We start from the raw sequence: 16,725 nt of genomic DNA, 5'->3' as shown, positions 1-16,725 counted from the left end.
TCATTTCTTCCCGCTGCCGGGTGGGGCGGTGTTCGACCGTACGACGCAGCAGTTGGCCGCGGTCTCGCGCGCCTCTGGGAACCTCGACTTGTTCGTGATCGGGTTCGACGACCACGTATGGAGCGAGTTCTGGAACGACCGCGTCGGCTGGAATTGACGGCGCGCCCGCCGAGACGGTCCTGGCGGCCGCCGTACCGGGCCAGTGCAGCCCTTGCATCACAGGCTGGCGTACCTGCGCGTTCGCGCCGGCGTGCCCCCGACGCTCACGGGTCCGGACGCAACCTCATAGGACATCCCCCTCATGAGGCGGGCGGAGACCTCATCGGCGTCGCAGCGCACCGGCCGTCTCGCCCGTGCGTTCGCGGAGCAGTACGCGCAGTGTGTTGGCGTGCTCGTAGCCGACCTTGCGAGCGATGGCTTCCAGCGGCAGGTCTGTGCTGCGCAGCAGGTGGGCGGCGCGCTCGACGCGCAGGTCTTGGACGAAGCCGACCGGTGACGTGCCGAGGGTGCGGCGCACGGCCCGCTGCAGGGTGCGTTCGCTGACACCGATCGCTCGCGCGCCGTCGGCGATGGAGAGGGGCTGATCCAGGTGCGTGCGGGCCCAACGCTCGAAGGCCGCCAGCGTGGGGTCGCTTTGGGCGAGCGCCGCCGAGATGGTGTACGCCGCCTGGGAGGGCCGCTCATCGACGACGAGGTAGCGGGCGACAAGGTCGGCCAGGGCGGGACTCGTCATCCGTACGATCGCCAGCGCCAGATCCACATGGCCGAATGCGGCGCCGGCCGTAGTGATGCCGTCCGAGGTGGTGACCATGCGGGTCTCATCGACCGTCACCGCTGGGTAGCGCTTGCGGAAGTAGGGCGCGAGCCACCAGCTCGTCGTGGCCCGGTGTCCGTCGAGCACGCCTGACTCGGCCAGCAGGAAGGTGCCCGTGCAGGCGGAGGCGACGGGAGTGCCGCGCTCGCGGGCGGCGGCGACCAGCCGCCGCACGCTCGTGGTGTCGGGGCCGGAGACCCGCCCGATCAGGGCGTCGGGCCGCCGCTCGGCCAGGGCGGGCACCAGCAACAGATCGACGTCCTGTGCCGCGCGTACCGGAACCGTCTCGACGAGGTGGCCGGCGCCGGTGCGGACCCGCCGACGGAAGCCGATCGTGGTGACCGACCAGGCGGGCGGGGGTTCGGGAAGCTCTCCCCGCATCGCGTTCGCCCCGTCGAGGACATCGAGGAGTGCGGCGAGTCCGGAGTCGAACACACCGTCGTAGACCAGCACTGCCACACGCATGTCGGGAACGATATCGAATACGTCGCATCCGACACTGGGGGAGGGGAGGCGGCCGACCTAGATTTGCGGTGTCCGGACGGCGGACGCGGTACCCGCACCGGCACCGCGTCCCCTTCGCGAGCACCACACCACGGGAGTCACCATGACGAAGCTCGGACTGCTGGCCCGGATCCAGGCCAGGCCCGAGTACGCCGACAAGGTCGAGGACCTGCTGCGCGACGCGCTGGAGATCGCGCAGCAGGAGGAGGGGACGGTCACCTGGTTCGCATTCCGCCAGAGCGCCACCACCTTCGGAGTCTTCGACACCTTCGACGACGAACAGGGCCGCGAGTCACACCTGCAAGGCAGGATCGCCGCGGCGCTGGCGCAGGCCGCGGAGAGCATGCTCAGCGCAGCTCCGGACATTCGCCCGGTCGACGTCCTCGCGCTCAAGCTCCCGTGACCGCGGCCACTCGCGATTTCTTCACCGGGCGGCGCGCGGCCTGCGCGTGCCGCCCACCCGTGACCCGTGACCCGCGATCCGCGATCCGCGATCCGCGATCCGCGGCCCGCGGCCCGCCACCGCCCACCTGCCACCGGCCCCCGCCGACGGGGCCGCAGACGAAGGACAGCCCCATGACGCAGCAGCCCACTCTCACCGACCACGAAGCAGCCGCAGGGCCGCGGCCCGCAGGGTCCCGCTCACGCACCCACACCTGGCAAACACCGGCGGCCTACGCGGCAGCCGGTGACCGTACCGGGCTGGAGCTGGCCCGGATGAGCCTGGACGGACGCCTGCCCGAAGCACCGATCTGCGGGACGCTCGGCTTTCGTCTCGTTCAGGTCGACGAGGGGTTCGCCGTCTTCGAGGGCGAGCCCGGGGAGCACCTGTTCAACCCGATGGGCTCGGTGCATGGAGGCTTCATGGCCACCCTCCTCGACTCCGCGCTCGGCACCGCTGTGCTCACCTCGCTGCCGGCCTACCGCCTGTACACGACCGTCCAGCTCGGCGTGAACCTCGTCAGGCCCGTGTCGGCCACCACGCCGACACTGCGCTGCGAGGGCAGGGCAGTCCATGTCGGCCGTACGACCGCGACGGCTCAGGCACGGATCACCGGGTCCGCGGACGGCAAGCTGTACGCGCACGGGACGGCCACCTGCGCCGTGTTCCCGATGCCCGCCCCCGTCTGATTCCCCCGCACACGTTGTTACGGTCGCTGAATGGCGAACTGGGACGGGGACGGCATCCGGGCACGGGTAGGTGAGATGGCCGCTCAGGATCCGGAGCGCAGGCGATTCGGGGCGCGCACGCATCGGTACGCGATGGCGCCGCGGCTCCCGGAGAGGGAGATCCGGGCCTTCGAGGAGTCTCACGGCATCGCTCTGCCGGTGGAGTACCGGTCCTTCGTCGCGCAGGTCGGCGATGGGCCGGCCGGGCCCGGGCACGGCCTGATGCCGTTGACCGTCCCCCGCCCGGAGGCCGGCGACGAGTGGGCTGCGGACGACGAGTGGGAGGCAGACCGGTCGCCGGGCCGCCTCGCCGGGCCGTTTCCCCTCACCGAACCCCTGCCCGGCCCGATCGGGACACCCGCCGATGTGACCCCGGGGACGCTCATGCTGGCCGAACAGGGCTGCGGCATGTACACCCGGCTCATCCTGAACGGCCCGCGCGCAGGAGAGATCTGGCAGATCGACCCGGACTGGGGCGGTTTCGTACCGGTGAGCCCCGGCTTCCGCTCCTGGTACACCGATTGGCTGGCGAGCCCAGGCCGCATCCCGATCAAGGCACGGTGATCACCCGCAGCTGCGGGGCCGCGGCACCGACGCCGAGGTTCGGACCGTGATGCGCTCCTTCAAGGGTTTTTGGTCACGGACCTGTTCAAAAGCCGGGCGGTGCGCGAAGATCACGCCCACTCCGCACCGCCGCATCCACGCCATCCGCAACCGGAGGATGTACATGGCTCACCGCACACCCCGCGGTCTGCTCGCGGGGGCCACCGCCACCGTGGCCCTGCTCATGACGGCCGCCTCGGCCTCCGCCGTGGGGACCGCCCCCGTGGTGCCCGCCCCGCAGGCCCGTGTCTTCATGGTCAACCCCGTCCAGTCGTCGGGCGACCAGACCCTCACCGACGACAAGGACGCCGCCGACGCCGTTCCCGCCACCGCCTACGCGACCGTCGCGCTGCGCAACCTGGACGGCAGCGGCGGCCTCTCCGGCCGCTGGGCATCGGTCCGTTCCGACACCGGTGCCTCCGCGCGGGTCGCCGACGCCACCTCGTACAACCGGCACGACGACCAGTTCGAGCAGGTCATGGCGTACTTCTGGGTCAACGAGGCCCAGGAGTACCTGCAGGGCCTCGGATTCGGCAGCGAACTGCCCGGCGCCAACGACCGTGTCCAGCCGGTTCGTATCAACCAATGGGGCGCCGACAACTCTTTCTTCAGCGACAAGAAGGCGGAGATCCGCTTCGGCAAGGGCGGCGTGGACGACGCCGAGGACGCCGAGGTCATCGTGCACGAGTACGGTCACGCCGTGCACAACGCCCAGGTACCCGGCTTCGGCACCTCCCTGGAGGCCGGCTCCATCGGCGAGGCCTTCGGCGACTATCTCGCCGTCGCCGTCGGCCAGCACGCCGCCGCACGCTACGGCTGGCCGGTGAAGACCGACGTCGCCTGCGTCGCCGACTGGGACTCCGTCATGTACAGCGACGCCCCGCACTGTCTGCGCCGGATCGACTCCGACAAGACGTACGCGGACCGGGTCGGTGAGGTCCACGCGGACGGCGAGATCTGGTCCCGCGCGCTGTTCGACATCCGTACCGCCCTCGGCGCGCGCGTCGCCGACCGGATCATCGTCAACGCCCAGTTCGGCTTCGCCCCCGACACCAGCTTCGCGGCGGCCGCGAACACGACGGTCGCGACGGCGCAGAAGATGTACGGCAAGAGCGCGGCAGACGCGGTCCGCGCCGCATTCCAGGCCCGTGGCATCCCCGGCGTCGCCTGACACACGACGTACCGGAGGCGGCAGATCCGCCGCCTCCGGAGCGGGACGACGAGCCCGCACAGTGCCTGGGCCGGGGTCACAGGGCGGTCGAGAACCGTTGCCTCACCGGCCTGACTGCCGAGGGATCCACCACCGTGGACAGCCGTGCCCTGCTGTACGCCGCTCGGCCGAGAGACGTGCTGTCGGCCTGCGCCCGCGTCGAGCCGACCACTACTGTTCCCCGACGTGCACGGGGCCCCTCGGCCCCTACGCGGAAAAGGCCTGAGAAGCGCCCGCCGGTTACACCACCCTCAGAGTGCCCCAAGACGGCGGTCCCTCCGAGGAACACCAAGGGCCGCCCCTTCGCGTGGGCCGCGAATCGGCCTGCTCGAGGATGACTTCCGTGCTCTCGCCGACTTCGCCCGACATCTGGGTACTTCCCATGCCATGAGCTGAGCTCGCCCTCAGCCCATCGGGGAGCTCTGTCCCGAACTCCATGATCATTCCGGTACAGCCTTTAGCGGAAGGCGAGATGATGGGTACTGCTCCGGACGGCGGTGAATGGCTGGGCGCCGAGGGTCGGGTGCAAGGGGGGAGGTCCGTAGCCACCGTTTCCTTGTGGACTGGTCTCTTGGCCAGCGTCCTCGTTGTCGTCATCGCCGTCTACGCAGCGGCGAACGACCTTCTCAGCGTGGCCCTGTGGCTCGGCGGCATCGGCGTCCTCCTCATCGTCGGGTTCGGGGCCGCTCTTCGGTATCGTCCCAGGTAACCGCGTCGATGACAGTCGGCCGCCAAGCCACAGCGACCCACCCCCCGTCCCGCCCCTGACCGGGTCGGAGTCGTCACAGATCCATCACGCCACTAACAGCGTGATCATCGGGGCGGCGATGATGACACCATGACACGAAAGATCACCAGCGCGGCGGGCGCCCTGCTCGCCGGGCTTCTGCTCGTCGGCTGCTCGTCGAGCGGGCCGTCCGCCGACGACAAGAAGTACGCCGACGCGGTCGCGGCCGCCGACCCCTACGGCTTGGGAGACATGGAGACGGATCAGCTCGCCGACACTCTCGGTTCGACCGGGACCGAAATCTGCGTGACGCTGAAAGGCAGCTCGTACGGCGACGCGATGCAGTACGCCATCTTCCACAACTTCGAAGCCAAGGAGGCGGCGGCCTTGGTGTCGGCGGCGGTGCAGGTGTACTGCCCGGACCAGGCTGGAAAGCTGCCGGCGGCCTGACTGTCCCAGATGCCGGAGAGCGCGGCAGGACGGGCGCGTCACCGTCACCGCATGGCAGGGGCGCGTTCGGGCCGGGGTATTTCATGGACTCGTCGGCGTCGTTGACCCGCTGCGCTGTCCCAAGCCGTCTCGACTGTTGGTCGTGGGTGCGACGACCTGGTGGGCGTAGTACGGCTTGTCAGCTGCCCGCCGATGCGACGAACAGCGTTGTCACGCCGCGGGCCCGGCGGCCGGTCGGCCGCCGGGCTGGAGGGTTCGGGCAGGTGGAACGCTGGATCGCCGAGGACGGAGTCCACGCTCGGCCCCTGCAGATGGGTCTTGTTGTTGCCGAACGTCAGGACGCGGCGGCCGTCCTCGAACGTCACCGGTTCCATGCCGAGGAAGCTCTGGGGGAAGTCGACGGTCCGCTCGCTGTCCGGGACGCTCTGCGCCGGCGGGCCGGTGCCTGTGACGTGCAGCCACGGCGTGGCCTACCGGCGGGCGGCGGGCCCGAGCTGGCGGGTGCAGGCGGCCCATGCCGCGCAGGAGAGCAGGTCGCGCGACCGGGTGAACAGGCCGTACAGGGCGGTGCCGTAGCGGGCGGCCAGGTCCTCGTTGTGCGCGAGGACGTCGAGTTCGTTGGCGGCGGTGATCTCCACGAAGGCACGCAGGTCGGTGTCGGAGGGGGTGTGCTCGTCTCCGGTGAAGCGGTCGCGGAAGACCACCGGAGCGTCCCCGCCGAGGAGGGGATATACGGCTGCCCGGTCGCAGCTGCCGTAGAGGTGGACCAGCGCCTCGGCGTGCTCGCCGATGAGGTCGGCCAGAGTGGCGCGTTCGGTCGTCCTGAGCAGGGGCTGGTCGAATCCGTCGGTGCCGTAGGCGGCATGGCACAGTCGCCGTGGGACCCGCAGCCTGACCGGCAGCGGATCCCACGGCGACTGGTTCACGAACTGCTGCAAAGCCTGCATGTTGCCGTCCGGCAGCCGCTCGGCCATCGGCTGGACCGACTTGCGCCGGCCGTCCAGCATCAGCCCCCGCAGATAACAACCCAGATGCCGGGCGAAGAACCGGACCGCGCTGTCGACCTCGAACCGGGGCAGCTCCTTGTGCCTGCCCGAGTTCACATGCAACGACTTCTCCGCCGAGGCGAAGGCGTCGAACAGCGCGAAGCCCTCATCGCGGGAGATGTGCTCGTCGTCCCACTGCAGGTCGAACTCGATCGGGACAGTGATCTGCTCCGCGTAAACGGCCAGCACGTGCGGCCAGTGCTGGCCGAAGACCGCGGCCGTGATCCGGGGCTCGGCGGCCACGAACGGCACGCCGATCGCGGTGCCCATGTTGATACCCCAGAAACCGATCGGCCCGTCGCTTCCGATTTCCGGGAGCTGCTGAAGGGCGTCCAGCAGCGCAAGGTACTCGGGCACGGCGAGCTTGGCGAGGTGGTCGTCGTAGCGGACCACGATCGGGCCCTCCGGCTCGCCGGCGGCCGGGGCGCGAACAGCGCGGCGACCTGCCGCCCGTCGTGCTCTGCGCGGCCGGCCGCCTCGACCGGGCGCGTCGAGGACGGCCACGTGGTAGCCGCAGCCGTGCACGAGATGCCTGGCCCGGCCCCGCATCGCGGGGTGCTTCTTGTGGTTGCCCCCCCGTGGGCCTGGAGGACCAGCGGCGCACGGTCCGCGCAGGACTCGGGAGACCGCAGGACACCGGGGACGCCGTTGACGGTGAAGTCGCGCTCGACGATGCCGTCGGCGACGGACTCGGCGGTAAAGAGCAGAGTGTTCATGGCAGTTGCCTTTCGAGAGTGCCTCAAGGGGAAGGTGCTCCCAGCGACAACCACGTCAATCGCCGGCCGTGACAGCAAGGGGGAGCACCCACATCGGTACAGCGTTCATGGGTCGCACCTCCTCGGACGGTGTCACGGTCGACCGAAAAGCCATCAGCTTGATCATCAGCCCTTCAATCCGTTTTGCCGCCGCCAGCCGAGGTTCTGCCGGCTGCGGACCCGGTCTGCAGGGACCGGGACGGGTGTGATCGGGGGTCCACCTCGGCGTGTTGACCGTACATGATCTGATCATGTATCACTTCATTGTGAAGCAGGTAAATAATCTCGAATCTCTCGCCCAGGATCCGGACGGGTTGCTCTACGACCCTCAAGTGCGCGACGCCATGCTGCAGTTCACGGCGGGGGGCGACACCCTGCGCCTGGAGGCGGCGGCCGCGGCTCGCGCCGCGCACAGGTCCGTTGAGCGGCTCCGGGCCCATGGAGCGGAGGGCCGTGGTCTCAGCGCGGGAGCCAGCGATGTCCTGATCCGGCTGCGCACACTCGGCGAAGCCGGTGCGAATCTCGGCGACCTCGCCCGTTCCGCGGGCATGACGCCCCGTAATGCCACCGGTCTGGTCGACACACTCGAACGCGAAGGGCTCGTCCGACGCGATCCCGACCCCGGTGATCGCCGGTCCATCCTCGTGCGCATCACCCCGGCCGGCCTGACATGGCTGGAGGAGTTCCGGACACCGACACAGCGGGCGATGGCGGCGCTGTTCCACGGATTCACCGACACCGAACTCCACCAGCTCCGCCACCTGTGCCTCCGGCTTGTTCACAACCAGCAGCGCATCGCCACGCACCTCGCTGCCAGCCAAGAAGGGACCAACCCCTGATGACGACGGCCACGACACGCACCACCGTCCGCGCCTACCACCAAGCCCGGTTCGCGGGGGACATCCCGGCCGCCGCGCGAACCCTCAGCGACCCCTTCCACTTCCGAAGCCCCCTGCTGACCTCCGACAGCACGCACCAGCACCTCAGCGGCCTGGGCGCGTTCCTGGGAATCGTCACCGGCGTCGATCTGGTCAGCGAACTGTACGGCGAGACCGAAGCGACCTTGATCTACGACGTCCACACTTCCGTCCCGGCCATCGGTACTCAACGCACGGCCGAAAACTTCCAGCTCACCGACGGCCGGATCGACACCATCCGTCTGATCTTCGACGCCACCCCCTGGCACGCGATCATGCAGGCAGCCAACCCGTCCTGACAGCGTGGCCGACGGTCTCGGTCGCCCACTACTGCACGGGCCGGCAGATCCTCGTCGAGGCGTACTCGCCGATCGCACAAGGAGGATGCGGGTATCCGACGCCGCCTTCATGAGTGGCCCACAACGGGGGATCAGGCCCGCAGCTCTCCCAGGCGCCGGAGGTCGTCACGGACCGACTCCTTCTCCTGGTCGGTGAGCTGGATGGCGATGGCTCGGCTGAGCGCGACCCTGGCGGTGTCCTCGTCGTCGAGTCGCCCGGCGACATCCGCACGCAGCACCAGCAGCCGAAGCAACTGCACGGGCGTGGGCTGCTCGTCTTCCCTGCGGAGCGCCCGATCGATGATCTTCGCGGCACCTTCGGGGTCGTCCTTGGAGTCCGCGAACAAAGAGGCGTGATGGAGGGCTCGGGCAAACGGTTCCGCGGGTGCGGGCCGGTGGCGCTGGTCCCGGCTGGTCGGCTGCCCGATGCGCAGGCAGTTGCCACCCGGATCGGTCACAAGGAACTGCCGCGTACCGAAGGACGTGTCCCTGAGCGGCCCGATGCGCGGCAGCCCTCGCGTGGGGATCCTTCCGTACGCCGCCTTGAGCCGGGTGCGGAAGGCCTCGTGCAGTCCGTCGACGTCATCGGTGCGGACAAGGCAGGTGCTGTACGACTCGGCCGGCTCGTACCCCTTCAACGCGAAGAAGTGAAGCTGAATACCACCGAGTTCCACGACCGCGTACGGGTTGGGACTCTTCTGCTGGAAGGTCACCGCGAACCCGAGGACGGTGTAGAAGTCGACAACTTGCTGGATGGTCCTGCACGGCAGGATCGGGATGGTCGTCTCCCTCATACCGACAGTGTAGTCAAATTTGAATAGCCGCCAGACGGTTCCGACCGTCCCTCGCGTTGTTCGAGGTCCGGCTGCCCTTCGAGGGGGTCGCTCACGGACTCGATCAGCTGCCGCACCGACCTGAGAAGAGGCTCGCCCCCGCCGGCGTGACCCTCGTCAACGCCGGGGCGGGGCAAGGCCATCTCCCTGCGGGACCGTGTGTCGGACGGGCCCGAGCCCGAACTCACTCGCGTCCGCCCACCGCCTCCCCCGCCCGCTGCCGAAGCGCGACCCGGGCCGGCAGCGCCGTGGCCGTGAGGGCCAGGCCGGCGGCCACGGCGAGTACCGTGGCGTAGGCCGGGAGCGGGATGTACGGGGCGGCCGTGCCGGTCATCCCGCTGCTGAACGCCGTCAGAGTGGCCGCCGACAGGGCCGTACCGAGTACCGCCGCGATCGTCAGCGCCGTCAGGGTCTCCAGGCGGAGCATGCGCAGGATCTGCCGCCGCGTGGTGCCGACCAGGCGCAGCAGGGCCAGTTCGCGGGTGCGGTCGGCGGTCGACATGGCGAGCGTGTTGACCACGGCGATCGCGGTGAAGGCGATCACCAGGCCCATCGCGACGTAGTTGACCTCGGCGTCGGGCGCCGCCTGCTGGACCGCCTGTGCCCGGTCGAGGACCGCGGCCCCGGGGACGGCCGCCGCCACATCGCTACGGCTCCATCCCGGCGCGGTGACGAGGAGCGTGCCCGTCGGATCGTCCACGTGCCGGGCCATCAGGTCGTGGTCCAGGGTGAGTTCACCGAAGCCGAGACCGCGGGCGTAGACCGCGATGACACGCAGGGCGAGCGGAGTGCCGTCGCCGAGTGTCAGCTTCACCTTGCCGCCCACGCCGACACCCAGGCGGTCGGCCGCGTTCTCGCTGACGGCGACGGTGCCGGGCCCGAGCCGGTCCACGGAGCCCGACACGACAGCGAGGTCCACGGTCCGGTCGAGGCCGCGCGGCGTGACCCCCTGCGCCCCGTACTTCGTCAGGCCCACCCGCACCGATGTGTGCAGCACTTCGGTGACCGCCACCACCCCGTGACGTTTCCGCAGCCGCGCGGCGGACACGGCGGGGACGTGCGGGCCCAGTACGTAGTCGGCCCGGTTGCCGTCGGCCGCCTCTGTCTGTGCGGCGTGGCCCAGCGTCGTCGGGACGAACAGGATCGTGCAGGTCACTCCGATCATCAAAGTCAACGGGACGACCACGGAGGCCAGTCGGCGGGCGCGGCCGCGCAGGTTGGCGGCGGCCAGGTAGCCGCTGATGCGTGAGGTGCGCAGCACGATACCGAGCGGTGCGAGGGCCGCTCGCACCAGGAGCGGGCCGAGCAGTGCCACGGCGACGGTCCACAGCAGCGCGGTGACCATGGTCAGAGGTCCGGACGCCGCTTCCGTCGTCAGCGTCGACAGGACGAGCGTCAGCGTCACCGCTCCCGCCGACGCCACCGCTCCGCCCGCCAGCCGGGTCCACGGCAGTCGCGCGGTCGGCAGCGCCGCCTCGCCGAGCGCCTCGACCGGCCGGATCCGCGCCGCGCGCCGGGCGGTGAGCCGCGCCGCCGCCCAGGCCGCCACCAGAGTGGCCAGCACGGCGGCCGCCGCCGGGAACGGGCTGACGACAAGCTGCAACTGCTCGGGCAGCGCCCCGAGAGCGACAAAGCGCGACCGCAGCCAGAATCCGACAGCGACCCCGAGGCCCGCGCCGCACATCGAGGCGACGGCGGCGACGAGCAGCGCCTCGCCACCCAGCAGGCGGCGCAGCTGCTTCGGTGTCGCCGCGACGGCCCGCAGCAGGGCGATCTCCCGCTGCCGCTGCTGCACGGACAGGGCGAACGTGCCCACCACGACCAGCACCGCCACGAGGAGCGCGGTGCCGCCCAGGGCACCGCCCAGGCTGATCAGCTTGATCCGCGCCTGCTCGGCGTCGAAGAACTCCGCCTTGCCACGCACCTCACCCTCGTAGGCGAGCACCTCGCCGGGACGCAGGACCTTCGAGACATCCACCTTGGGGAAGACCCCGATCGCGGTGACCTGACCAGGTCGCCCGGCCAGTCGCGCCGCCTGTGCGGGCGCGAAGAACAGCGTGCGCTGACTGGGCAGGCGCTGCGCCGTCACGCCGACGACCCGGTACGCGGCCGGTCCCGCCGAGGTCACCGTCTCGATCCGCGATCCGACCCGCTGCCCGGCCGCGGCGTCCACGACGACCTCGTCCGCACCCTTCGGGGCCCGCCCGTCGGCCAGGGTGAACGGGGTCAGGGCCGCCGAGTCCCAGCCGTGGCCGAGCGCCTCGCGCCCGTCCGCGGTGTGGACCGGGAAGGTCACCTCGGACACGACTTCGCGGACCCCGGGCAGAGCGCGCAGTTCGCTGGCCAACGAGGCGTCGATCCACCGCCGTTCGGCGATCTGCTTGGCCTTGTGCTTCGTCTTCCCCTTCGACTTGGTGACGGTCTGGTGCACGTACTGGTCCCCGGCGACGACGACCGGCGTGCCCGCGTACCGCTCGGGGGCCACCGTGCCACGCAGCCCGGTCTCCAGGAGCATTCCGCAGCCGGTGATCAGCGCCGCGGCGCACAGCAAGGTGACGAAGGCGCCCGCGAAGGCGGCCTTGCGGTGGCGCAGCGTCTTCAGAGCGAAACCGATCATCACGTCCACGCTCCCAGCCGTGTCATCCGCTCGGCGACCTTGTCCGCCGTCGGGTCCGTCATCGCGTCCACGATCCGGCCGTCGGCCAGGAACAGCACGGTGTCCGCGTACGCGGCCGCCATCGGGTCGTGCGTCACCATCACCACCGTCTGATGCATGGCGTCGGCCACGCCGCGCAGCAACTTCAGCACCTCGCGCGCCGTCACGGTGTCCAGGGCGCCGGTCGGTTCGTCACCGAAGACGACCTCGGGACGCGTGATCAGGGCCCGCGCGATCGCCACCCGCTGCTGCTGGCCACCGGAGAGCTGGGCGGGCCGGTGACCGGTGCGGCCCGTGAGGCCGACCCGGGCCACGATCTCGTCCAGCCAAGCACGTTCGACGCGGGCGCCGGCGAGCCGCATCGGCAGAGTGATGTTCTCCAGGACGTCCAGGGCGGGGATCAGGTTGAAGGACTGGAAGACGAACCCGATACGACGGCGCCGCAGTTCGGTCAGCTTCGTCTCGTTCATGCCGGACAACTCCGTGTCGCCGAGCCGCACCGACCCCGACGACGGGGTGTCGAGCCCGGCCGCACAATGCAGGAACGTGCTCTTGCCCGAACCGGAGGGCCCCATCACGGCGGTGAACGAACCCCGAGGGATCCGCACCGACACCTCACGCAGGGCGGCCACCGCGCCCTGCCCCTTGCCGTAGACCTTGCTCACGGCTTCCAACCGCACTGTGTCCGTCATGAGTTCCACACTGCCGACCAGGAAGGACGTCTCCCACAGACCTCGTCCCGGAATGACCATGACCTCGTCATGATCCGGACACTGCTGTACATTGCGCGAGGACAAAAGGGGGATCTTCGACGGTGATACGCGTACTGCTCGCCGAGGACCAGCACGTCATCCGCACCGCACTGGCGACCTTGCTCGGTCTGGAGGACGATCTCGACATCGTCGCCGAAGCCGACTCGGGCGCGGCCGCGCTCTCCATGGCCCTGGTCCACCAGCCCGACGTGGCCGTCCTCGACATCGACATGCCCGGCGAGCTGGACGGCCTCGACGCGGCGGCCCAGATCACCGCGAAGGTGCCCGGCTGCCGTCTGCTGATGCTCACCGCGTACGGCAAACCCGGCCATCTGCGCCGGGCGCTCGCCGCACACGTGCACGGCTTCGTCCTGAAGACCGCACCCCCCGACGACCTGCTGGCCGCCGTCCGCGAGGTCGCCGCGGGCGGCCGGGTCCTCGACCCTTCCCTCGCGGTCACCGCCTGGGACCTCGCCGACAACCCGCTCACGTCCAGGGAGACGGATGTACTGCGCCTGGTGGCGGCGGGCGCGGAGGCCACGGAGATCGCGGCGGAGCTGCATCTCTCGGCGGGCACCGTACGCAACTATCTGACCGGGATCGTCGCCAAACTCAACGCCCGCAACCGTACGGACGCGGTCCGCATCTCCTCCGAGGCGGGCTGGATCTAGGGCCCGCTTCTCCGCCACATGTCGGCTCCCCAGGTTCTGTCGTCAAATGTCACGCCCACATCAGGAGGGCTGCGAGGGTGACGGCTGCTTGGTAGGACTCGGTGGTCTTGTCGTACCGGGTAGCGATGCCGCGCCACTGCTTCAGCTTGTTGAAGCACCGTTCCACCATGTTGCGCCACTTGTAGGTGTCGCAGGTCGAAGACCGGGGGTCGTGGACGTGCGAGGGCCGCACCCGGGGCCCTCGCACGCCGGCGCCCACTCGGTATCGGACAGTTCATGGCGACGTATCACCCGACCGTGATCCACTACTCAGGACACTGCCCAGGGCAATCCTCGTGCCACCGGCCTTGTGGTGTGGGTTCAGTTGCAGATGCCGGAGGCGGTAACTCCGCCGGCGCGGGCGTCTGTGATGTAGGCGCAGATGTAGTGACCTGGACCGTCGTACCACCAGCCGGAGCCGGCACCGGACGAGGACCAGATCGTGGTGCCGTTGTCCTTCAGGCTGAACACGCAGCCGCTAAGAGCCCCGGTCGGGTTCAGCTCCTGCTCATCATGCCAGCCACCGTTGACGTAGTGCAGTTCGATCTTTTGATCGGCAACGCAGTTCGGCGTGGCGATCCAGTGGTCGCCCTCGTTGGCGGCGAAAGCGGGCGCGGGCGAGGACAGAACAATCGCGGCACCGACGCCGAGGACAGCGACGGCGGATCTCAGGGACGTACGGCGAGACAGCATGAAGCGGATCCCCTCCGAAGTCGGCACAGCCCGGTTAGCCGGGCGAAGACACATTCACAGCGCTCGAACCCCAACACCAGTGGCTTTCGGGACACGTGTGGGCGGGACCGCAGGTGACCCCGGGCAATCCTCGGTGGGTGACTCGCGCGCGGGCGGCCAGGACGACGGGGAGGGTGCGCACGGCGACGCAGACGGTCCGCATGCTTCAGCAGCTCAGTGGTCAGAGCGCCCGCCTGTCGAGCGGGTAGCCGCCGGTTCGAATCCGGTCTGAAGCGCATGTTCGACGTGGGCGGACGCTTAGCCAGCGACCACGCACATGCCGGCCCCTGGCCTGCCTGCCCAGGTCACCGGGGTTGCCGCGCTGCGCCAGGCAGCCACGCCTCCAGCGTGTACCAGCCGTCCGCCGTCGCGGTTCTCAGCGTGCCGTCCAGGGCCGCCAGACGCGTCGTCAGATTGCCGATGCCCGACGAGCCGGGGCGGCCGGAGGGGCTCGACACCCCGTCGTTACGGACCCGCAGCACCGTGCCACCGGATACGGGCTGGGTGCTCATCTCGCAGAGCGTGGCGGAGCTGTGCCGCAGCACATTGGTGACGGCTTCCCGCAGCCCCGCGCTGAGCACCCTCTCCGCCGCGGGCGCCAGCGCCCCGTGCTCCAGGCGCACCTTCGCCTCGATACCGGCCGCCGCCAACACGGATCGCGCCGACTCGGCCTCCGCGGAAAGCATCATCGGCACCTCACCGCCCGAGGCCGCCCGCAGATCCGCTTCACCGCGCTCCGTCATGGCCAGGACGTCGGCCAGTTCCGTACGGGCCCGCTCCGGTGGCAGCCGACGGGCCAGCTCGCACTTGAGCAGGATGGCCGCCAAGCTGTGGCCCAGGAGGTCGTGCAGGTCCCGGGCGGCTCGCAGGCGCTCCTCGACCACGGCCGCGCGGGTCTGGCGGTGCCCGTCCAGAAGCAGTTCCCGGACGATCTGCGCCTGCCGCAGCAACCCGTACACCACAAGGCCCGTCACCACGGTCGACACGGCGTGGTTGACGGTGAGCGCGGCCGACAGCCCCAGGCGGACCCCCAGCGCGGCCACCGTACCCGCGACCACCGCCACCAGTGGCCACGCCACCCGCCACGGCAGGGCGAGGAGCAGCGGCCCGGCGACGAACCCGGGGGCGCCCAGCCACGCCTGCCCGAACACCGGCACAGGAAGGAACGCGAGCAGCGTCATCACCGTGAGCTTGTAGGGGTGGCGGCCTTGCACGGAGGACAGCTGCAGGTAGACGATCACGGCGAACCCGGCCGCCGCGGGCGCCAGTCGGGGCCGGTCGAGCATCAGCAGGGCCTTGGTGCAGAACCCGGCCAGGACGACGGTGAGCAGCGCGAGCGACAAGCGGTACGCCTGCCGATCGTCCGCCCGTTCCGCTGCGGAAGGGGCCCCTTGCGGCAGTACCGCCTCGGTGAAGTGCCGTCCCTCGGGGGTGAGGCCGGTGGTCACCCGGCCGCCGGCCTCGGCGAAGCGGGCCGGTACGTCCCCGAGGACCTCGTCGTCGGCGGTCCGGGCCGAATCGCTGACGACGCGCAGACCGACCCGGCCGTGAGCGGCGTACGTCTCGATGCGGCAGCTGGTGGCACCCCGCTGGACCACTGCGGTCACCGCCTCGCGCAGCACATGGGCGAGCAGCGCCCCGGACGGGCCCAGCGGCTCGGTGTGTCCTGTGCGTGTCTGCGCCCGGATACCGGCGGCGTCCAGCAGGGCGCGCGCCGTGGTCAGCTCCGGCGCCAGGGACATCGCGCGGTAGGAGGCGGCCGACTGACGGGCGGAGGCGAGGCAGCTCCGCGCCTTGCCGGTCACCTCGGCGAGCACGGCGGACGCGCGGTCCGGGCGGGCCAGCGCGGCGCGCGCACCGTTGCCTATCTCGGCGAGGCCCCGCCCCAGTCCGTCGCCGAGTTCGGCGGCGATGCGAAGCCGCTCCTCGGCGACGGCGGCCACGACAGCAGCCACGCGGGCGGCGTCCGCGGCCTCGGCGCGCTCGGTCAGCCTCGTCAGCCCGTATACCACCAGGGCCGTCAGCACCATGGTGATCGCCGCGTCCACGGACCCGAGGACGAGCGCGCTCACCGCCACCGGCGCCGCGAGGAGCGGCCAGGGCCGACGGTACAGCAGCAGGGAGCCGCCGAGGAAGCCGAGAATCCCCACGGACGTGCCCGAGGCGAGCACCGCGGCGTACCCGACGGCGGCCTGGGCTAGGAGGAGCCACGGCCCGCGGAAGCGGCGCAGCGCGGGCAGTACGTGGCAGAGCTGGAGGGCGAAGACCCCGACCGCCGGAAGGGATCCGCCGATCACATGGGCGGCGGCGAAAGCGGCCAGCACCACCACCGTGCTCGCCCTTGCTGATCGCGTCACCACGCCCCCCGGCCTGCCGGCCCCCACCGACCCCGGGGGATAGTACGTCAGAGGATGCCGGTCCCGTGGTCCCGTCCACTCCCATGCCGGCCTGCCGGTGCGGGTGACCGCCCCGCACCGCGTCCCGGGCGGCGACTTACACGACGGCGGC

Annotated in this window: 15 protein-coding genes, 1 tRNA gene and 2 pseudogenes; 10 read left to right on the top strand and 8 right to left on the bottom strand. The window is 70.6% G+C overall.

The window, feature by feature from the left end; translation table 11 throughout:
• Positions 1 to 319: 319 nt before the first annotated feature.
• Complete coding sequence (locus ACZ67Q_RS29755) at positions 320 to 1,279, bottom strand: GlxA family transcriptional regulator (RefSeq protein ID WP_471188333.1); 960 nt, start codon at positions 1,277 to 1,279, stop codon at positions 320 to 322.
• Positions 1,280 to 1,421: 142 nt separating this feature from the next.
• On the opposite strand from ACZ67Q_RS29755, the gene ACZ67Q_RS29750 reads away from it, so the two are divergent.
• From ACZ67Q_RS29750 to ACZ67Q_RS29725, 6 genes are all read left to right on the top strand, one after another.
• Complete coding sequence (locus ACZ67Q_RS29750; protein ID WP_471188329.1) at positions 1,422 to 1,721, top strand: putative quinol monooxygenase; 300 nt, start codon at positions 1,422 to 1,424, stop codon at positions 1,719 to 1,721.
• 173 nt (positions 1,722 to 1,894) lie between these two features.
• Entirely contained in the window at positions 1,895 to 2,449 is a 555-nt protein-coding gene (locus ACZ67Q_RS29745; RefSeq protein WP_471188326.1) for a PaaI family thioesterase, read from the top strand.
• A gap of 30 nt (positions 2,450 to 2,479) precedes the next feature.
• Positions 2,480 to 3,052 (top strand): SMI1/KNR4 family protein, encoded by a 573-nt coding sequence (locus tag ACZ67Q_RS29740; protein ID WP_471188324.1) that lies wholly within the window; start codon positions 2,480 to 2,482, stop codon positions 3,050 to 3,052.
• A 163-nt stretch (positions 3,053 to 3,215) separates the two neighbouring features.
• Positions 3,216 to 4,262, top strand: a complete 1,047-nt coding sequence (locus ACZ67Q_RS29735; protein ID WP_471188321.1) for a M4 family metallopeptidase — start codon at positions 3,216 to 3,218, stop codon at positions 4,260 to 4,262.
• 610 nt (positions 4,263 to 4,872) lie between these two features.
• The gene (locus ACZ67Q_RS29730) at positions 4,873 to 5,010 is read left to right on the top strand and encodes a hypothetical protein (RefSeq protein WP_471188320.1); all 138 of its coding nucleotides are present in this window, start codon (positions 4,873 to 4,875) and stop codon (positions 5,008 to 5,010) included.
• 129 nt (positions 5,011 to 5,139) lie between these two features.
• On the top strand, positions 5,140 to 5,478 hold the full coding sequence (locus ACZ67Q_RS29725) for a DUF732 domain-containing protein (RefSeq protein WP_471188317.1): 339 nt from the start codon (positions 5,140 to 5,142) through the stop codon (positions 5,476 to 5,478).
• Between the two features lie 470 nt (positions 5,479 to 5,948).
• Here ACZ67Q_RS29725 and ACZ67Q_RS29720 read toward each other — a convergent pair.
• Positions 5,949 to 6,503: pseudogene (locus ACZ67Q_RS29720) on the bottom strand (DUF6817 domain-containing protein); the annotation flags it as partial.
• A gap of 1,027 nt (positions 6,504 to 7,530) precedes the next feature.
• Between ACZ67Q_RS29720 and ACZ67Q_RS29715 the strand changes: the two are divergent.
• Positions 7,531 to 8,118 carry a MarR family winged helix-turn-helix transcriptional regulator gene (locus tag ACZ67Q_RS29715; RefSeq protein WP_471188315.1) on the top strand — a complete coding sequence of 196 codons (588 nt, stop codon included), beginning with the start codon at positions 7,531 to 7,533 and terminating at the stop codon, positions 8,116 to 8,118.
• Positions 8,118 to 8,495, top strand: coding sequence for a hypothetical protein (locus ACZ67Q_RS29710; protein WP_471188313.1), 378 nt, complete (start codon positions 8,118 to 8,120; stop codon positions 8,493 to 8,495). Before ACZ67Q_RS29715 ends, ACZ67Q_RS29710 begins: the two co-directional genes overlap by 1 nt.
• Before the next feature lie 131 nt (positions 8,496 to 8,626).
• On the opposite strand, the gene ACZ67Q_RS29705 is transcribed toward ACZ67Q_RS29710, so the two are convergent.
• From ACZ67Q_RS29705 to ACZ67Q_RS29695, 3 genes are all read right to left on the bottom strand, one after another.
• Positions 8,627 to 9,328 (bottom strand): bleomycin resistance protein, encoded by a 702-nt coding sequence (locus ACZ67Q_RS29705; protein ID WP_471188310.1) that lies wholly within the window; start codon positions 9,326 to 9,328, stop codon positions 8,627 to 8,629.
• A gap of 223 nt (positions 9,329 to 9,551) precedes the next feature.
• On the bottom strand, positions 9,552 to 11,984 hold the full coding sequence (locus ACZ67Q_RS29700) for an FtsX-like permease family protein (protein ID WP_471188308.1): 2,433 nt from the start codon (positions 11,982 to 11,984) through the stop codon (positions 9,552 to 9,554).
• Positions 11,984 to 12,715, bottom strand: a complete 732-nt coding sequence (locus tag ACZ67Q_RS29695) for an ABC transporter ATP-binding protein (RefSeq protein WP_471188303.1) — start codon at positions 12,713 to 12,715, stop codon at positions 11,984 to 11,986. Before ACZ67Q_RS29695 ends, ACZ67Q_RS29700 begins: the two co-directional genes overlap by 1 nt.
• A 122-nt stretch (positions 12,716 to 12,837) precedes the next feature.
• On the opposite strand from ACZ67Q_RS29695, the gene ACZ67Q_RS29690 reads away from it, so the two are divergent.
• A complete protein-coding gene (locus tag ACZ67Q_RS29690; RefSeq protein ID WP_471188300.1) occupies positions 12,838 to 13,446 on the top strand; it encodes a response regulator transcription factor in 609 nt (202 codons plus the stop codon).
• A gap of 49 nt (positions 13,447 to 13,495) precedes the next feature.
• Here ACZ67Q_RS29690 and ACZ67Q_RS29685 read toward each other — a convergent pair.
• A pseudogene (locus ACZ67Q_RS29685) lies at positions 13,496 to 13,630 on the bottom strand (transposase); the annotation flags it as partial.
• Positions 13,631 to 13,806: 176 nt separating this feature from the next.
• Positions 13,807 to 14,178: a hypothetical protein gene (locus tag ACZ67Q_RS29680; protein ID WP_471188297.1), complete on the bottom strand. Its 372-nt coding sequence runs from the start codon at positions 14,176 to 14,178 to the stop codon at positions 13,807 to 13,809.
• A gap of 202 nt (positions 14,179 to 14,380) precedes the next feature.
• Between ACZ67Q_RS29680 and ACZ67Q_RS29675 the strand changes: the two genes are divergently transcribed.
• Positions 14,381 to 14,453, top strand: a tRNA-Asp gene (locus ACZ67Q_RS29675).
• A 69-nt stretch (positions 14,454 to 14,522) separates the two neighbouring features.
• Here ACZ67Q_RS29675 and ACZ67Q_RS29670 read toward each other — a convergent pair.
• On the bottom strand, positions 14,523 to 16,574 hold the full coding sequence (locus tag ACZ67Q_RS29670) for a sensor histidine kinase (protein WP_471188295.1): 2,052 nt from the start codon (positions 16,572 to 16,574) through the stop codon (positions 14,523 to 14,525).
• Positions 16,575 to 16,725 lie beyond the last annotated feature (151 nt).

This window comes from Streptomyces sp. NPDC036813, assembly GCF_055609245.1.
This window is presented reverse-complemented; position numbering and strand designations above follow the sequence as displayed.

Coding starts and splice junctions, on each gene's coding strand:
- ACZ67Q_RS29740 (WP_471188324.1), top strand. CDS start 2,480: ATGGCGAACTGGGACGGGGACGGCATCCGGGCACGGGTAGGTGAGATG.
- ACZ67Q_RS29680 (WP_471188297.1), bottom strand. CDS start 14,178: ATGCTGTCTCGCCGTACGTCCCTGAGATCCGCCGTCGCTGTCCTCGGC.
- ACZ67Q_RS29750 (WP_471188329.1), top strand. CDS start 1,422: ATGACGAAGCTCGGACTGCTGGCCCGGATCCAGGCCAGGCCCGAGTAC.
- ACZ67Q_RS29705 (WP_471188310.1), bottom strand. CDS start 9,328: ATGAGGGAGACGACCATCCCGATCCTGCCGTGCAGGACCATCCAGCAA.
- ACZ67Q_RS29735 (WP_471188321.1), top strand. CDS start 3,216: ATGGCTCACCGCACACCCCGCGGTCTGCTCGCGGGGGCCACCGCCACC.
- ACZ67Q_RS29710 (WP_471188313.1), top strand. CDS start 8,118: ATGACGACGGCCACGACACGCACCACCGTCCGCGCCTACCACCAAGCC.
- ACZ67Q_RS29715 (WP_471188315.1), top strand. CDS start 7,531: ATGTATCACTTCATTGTGAAGCAGGTAAATAATCTCGAATCTCTCGCC.
- ACZ67Q_RS29695 (WP_471188303.1), bottom strand. CDS start 12,715: ATGACGGACACAGTGCGGTTGGAAGCCGTGAGCAAGGTCTACGGCAAG.
- ACZ67Q_RS29725 (WP_471188317.1), top strand. CDS start 5,140: ATGACACGAAAGATCACCAGCGCGGCGGGCGCCCTGCTCGCCGGGCTT.
- ACZ67Q_RS29700 (WP_471188308.1), bottom strand. CDS start 11,984: ATGATCGGTTTCGCTCTGAAGACGCTGCGCCACCGCAAGGCCGCCTTC.
- ACZ67Q_RS29745 (WP_471188326.1), top strand. CDS start 1,895: ATGACGCAGCAGCCCACTCTCACCGACCACGAAGCAGCCGCAGGGCCG.
- ACZ67Q_RS29755 (WP_471188333.1), bottom strand. CDS start 1,279: ATGCGTGTGGCAGTGCTGGTCTACGACGGTGTGTTCGACTCCGGACTC.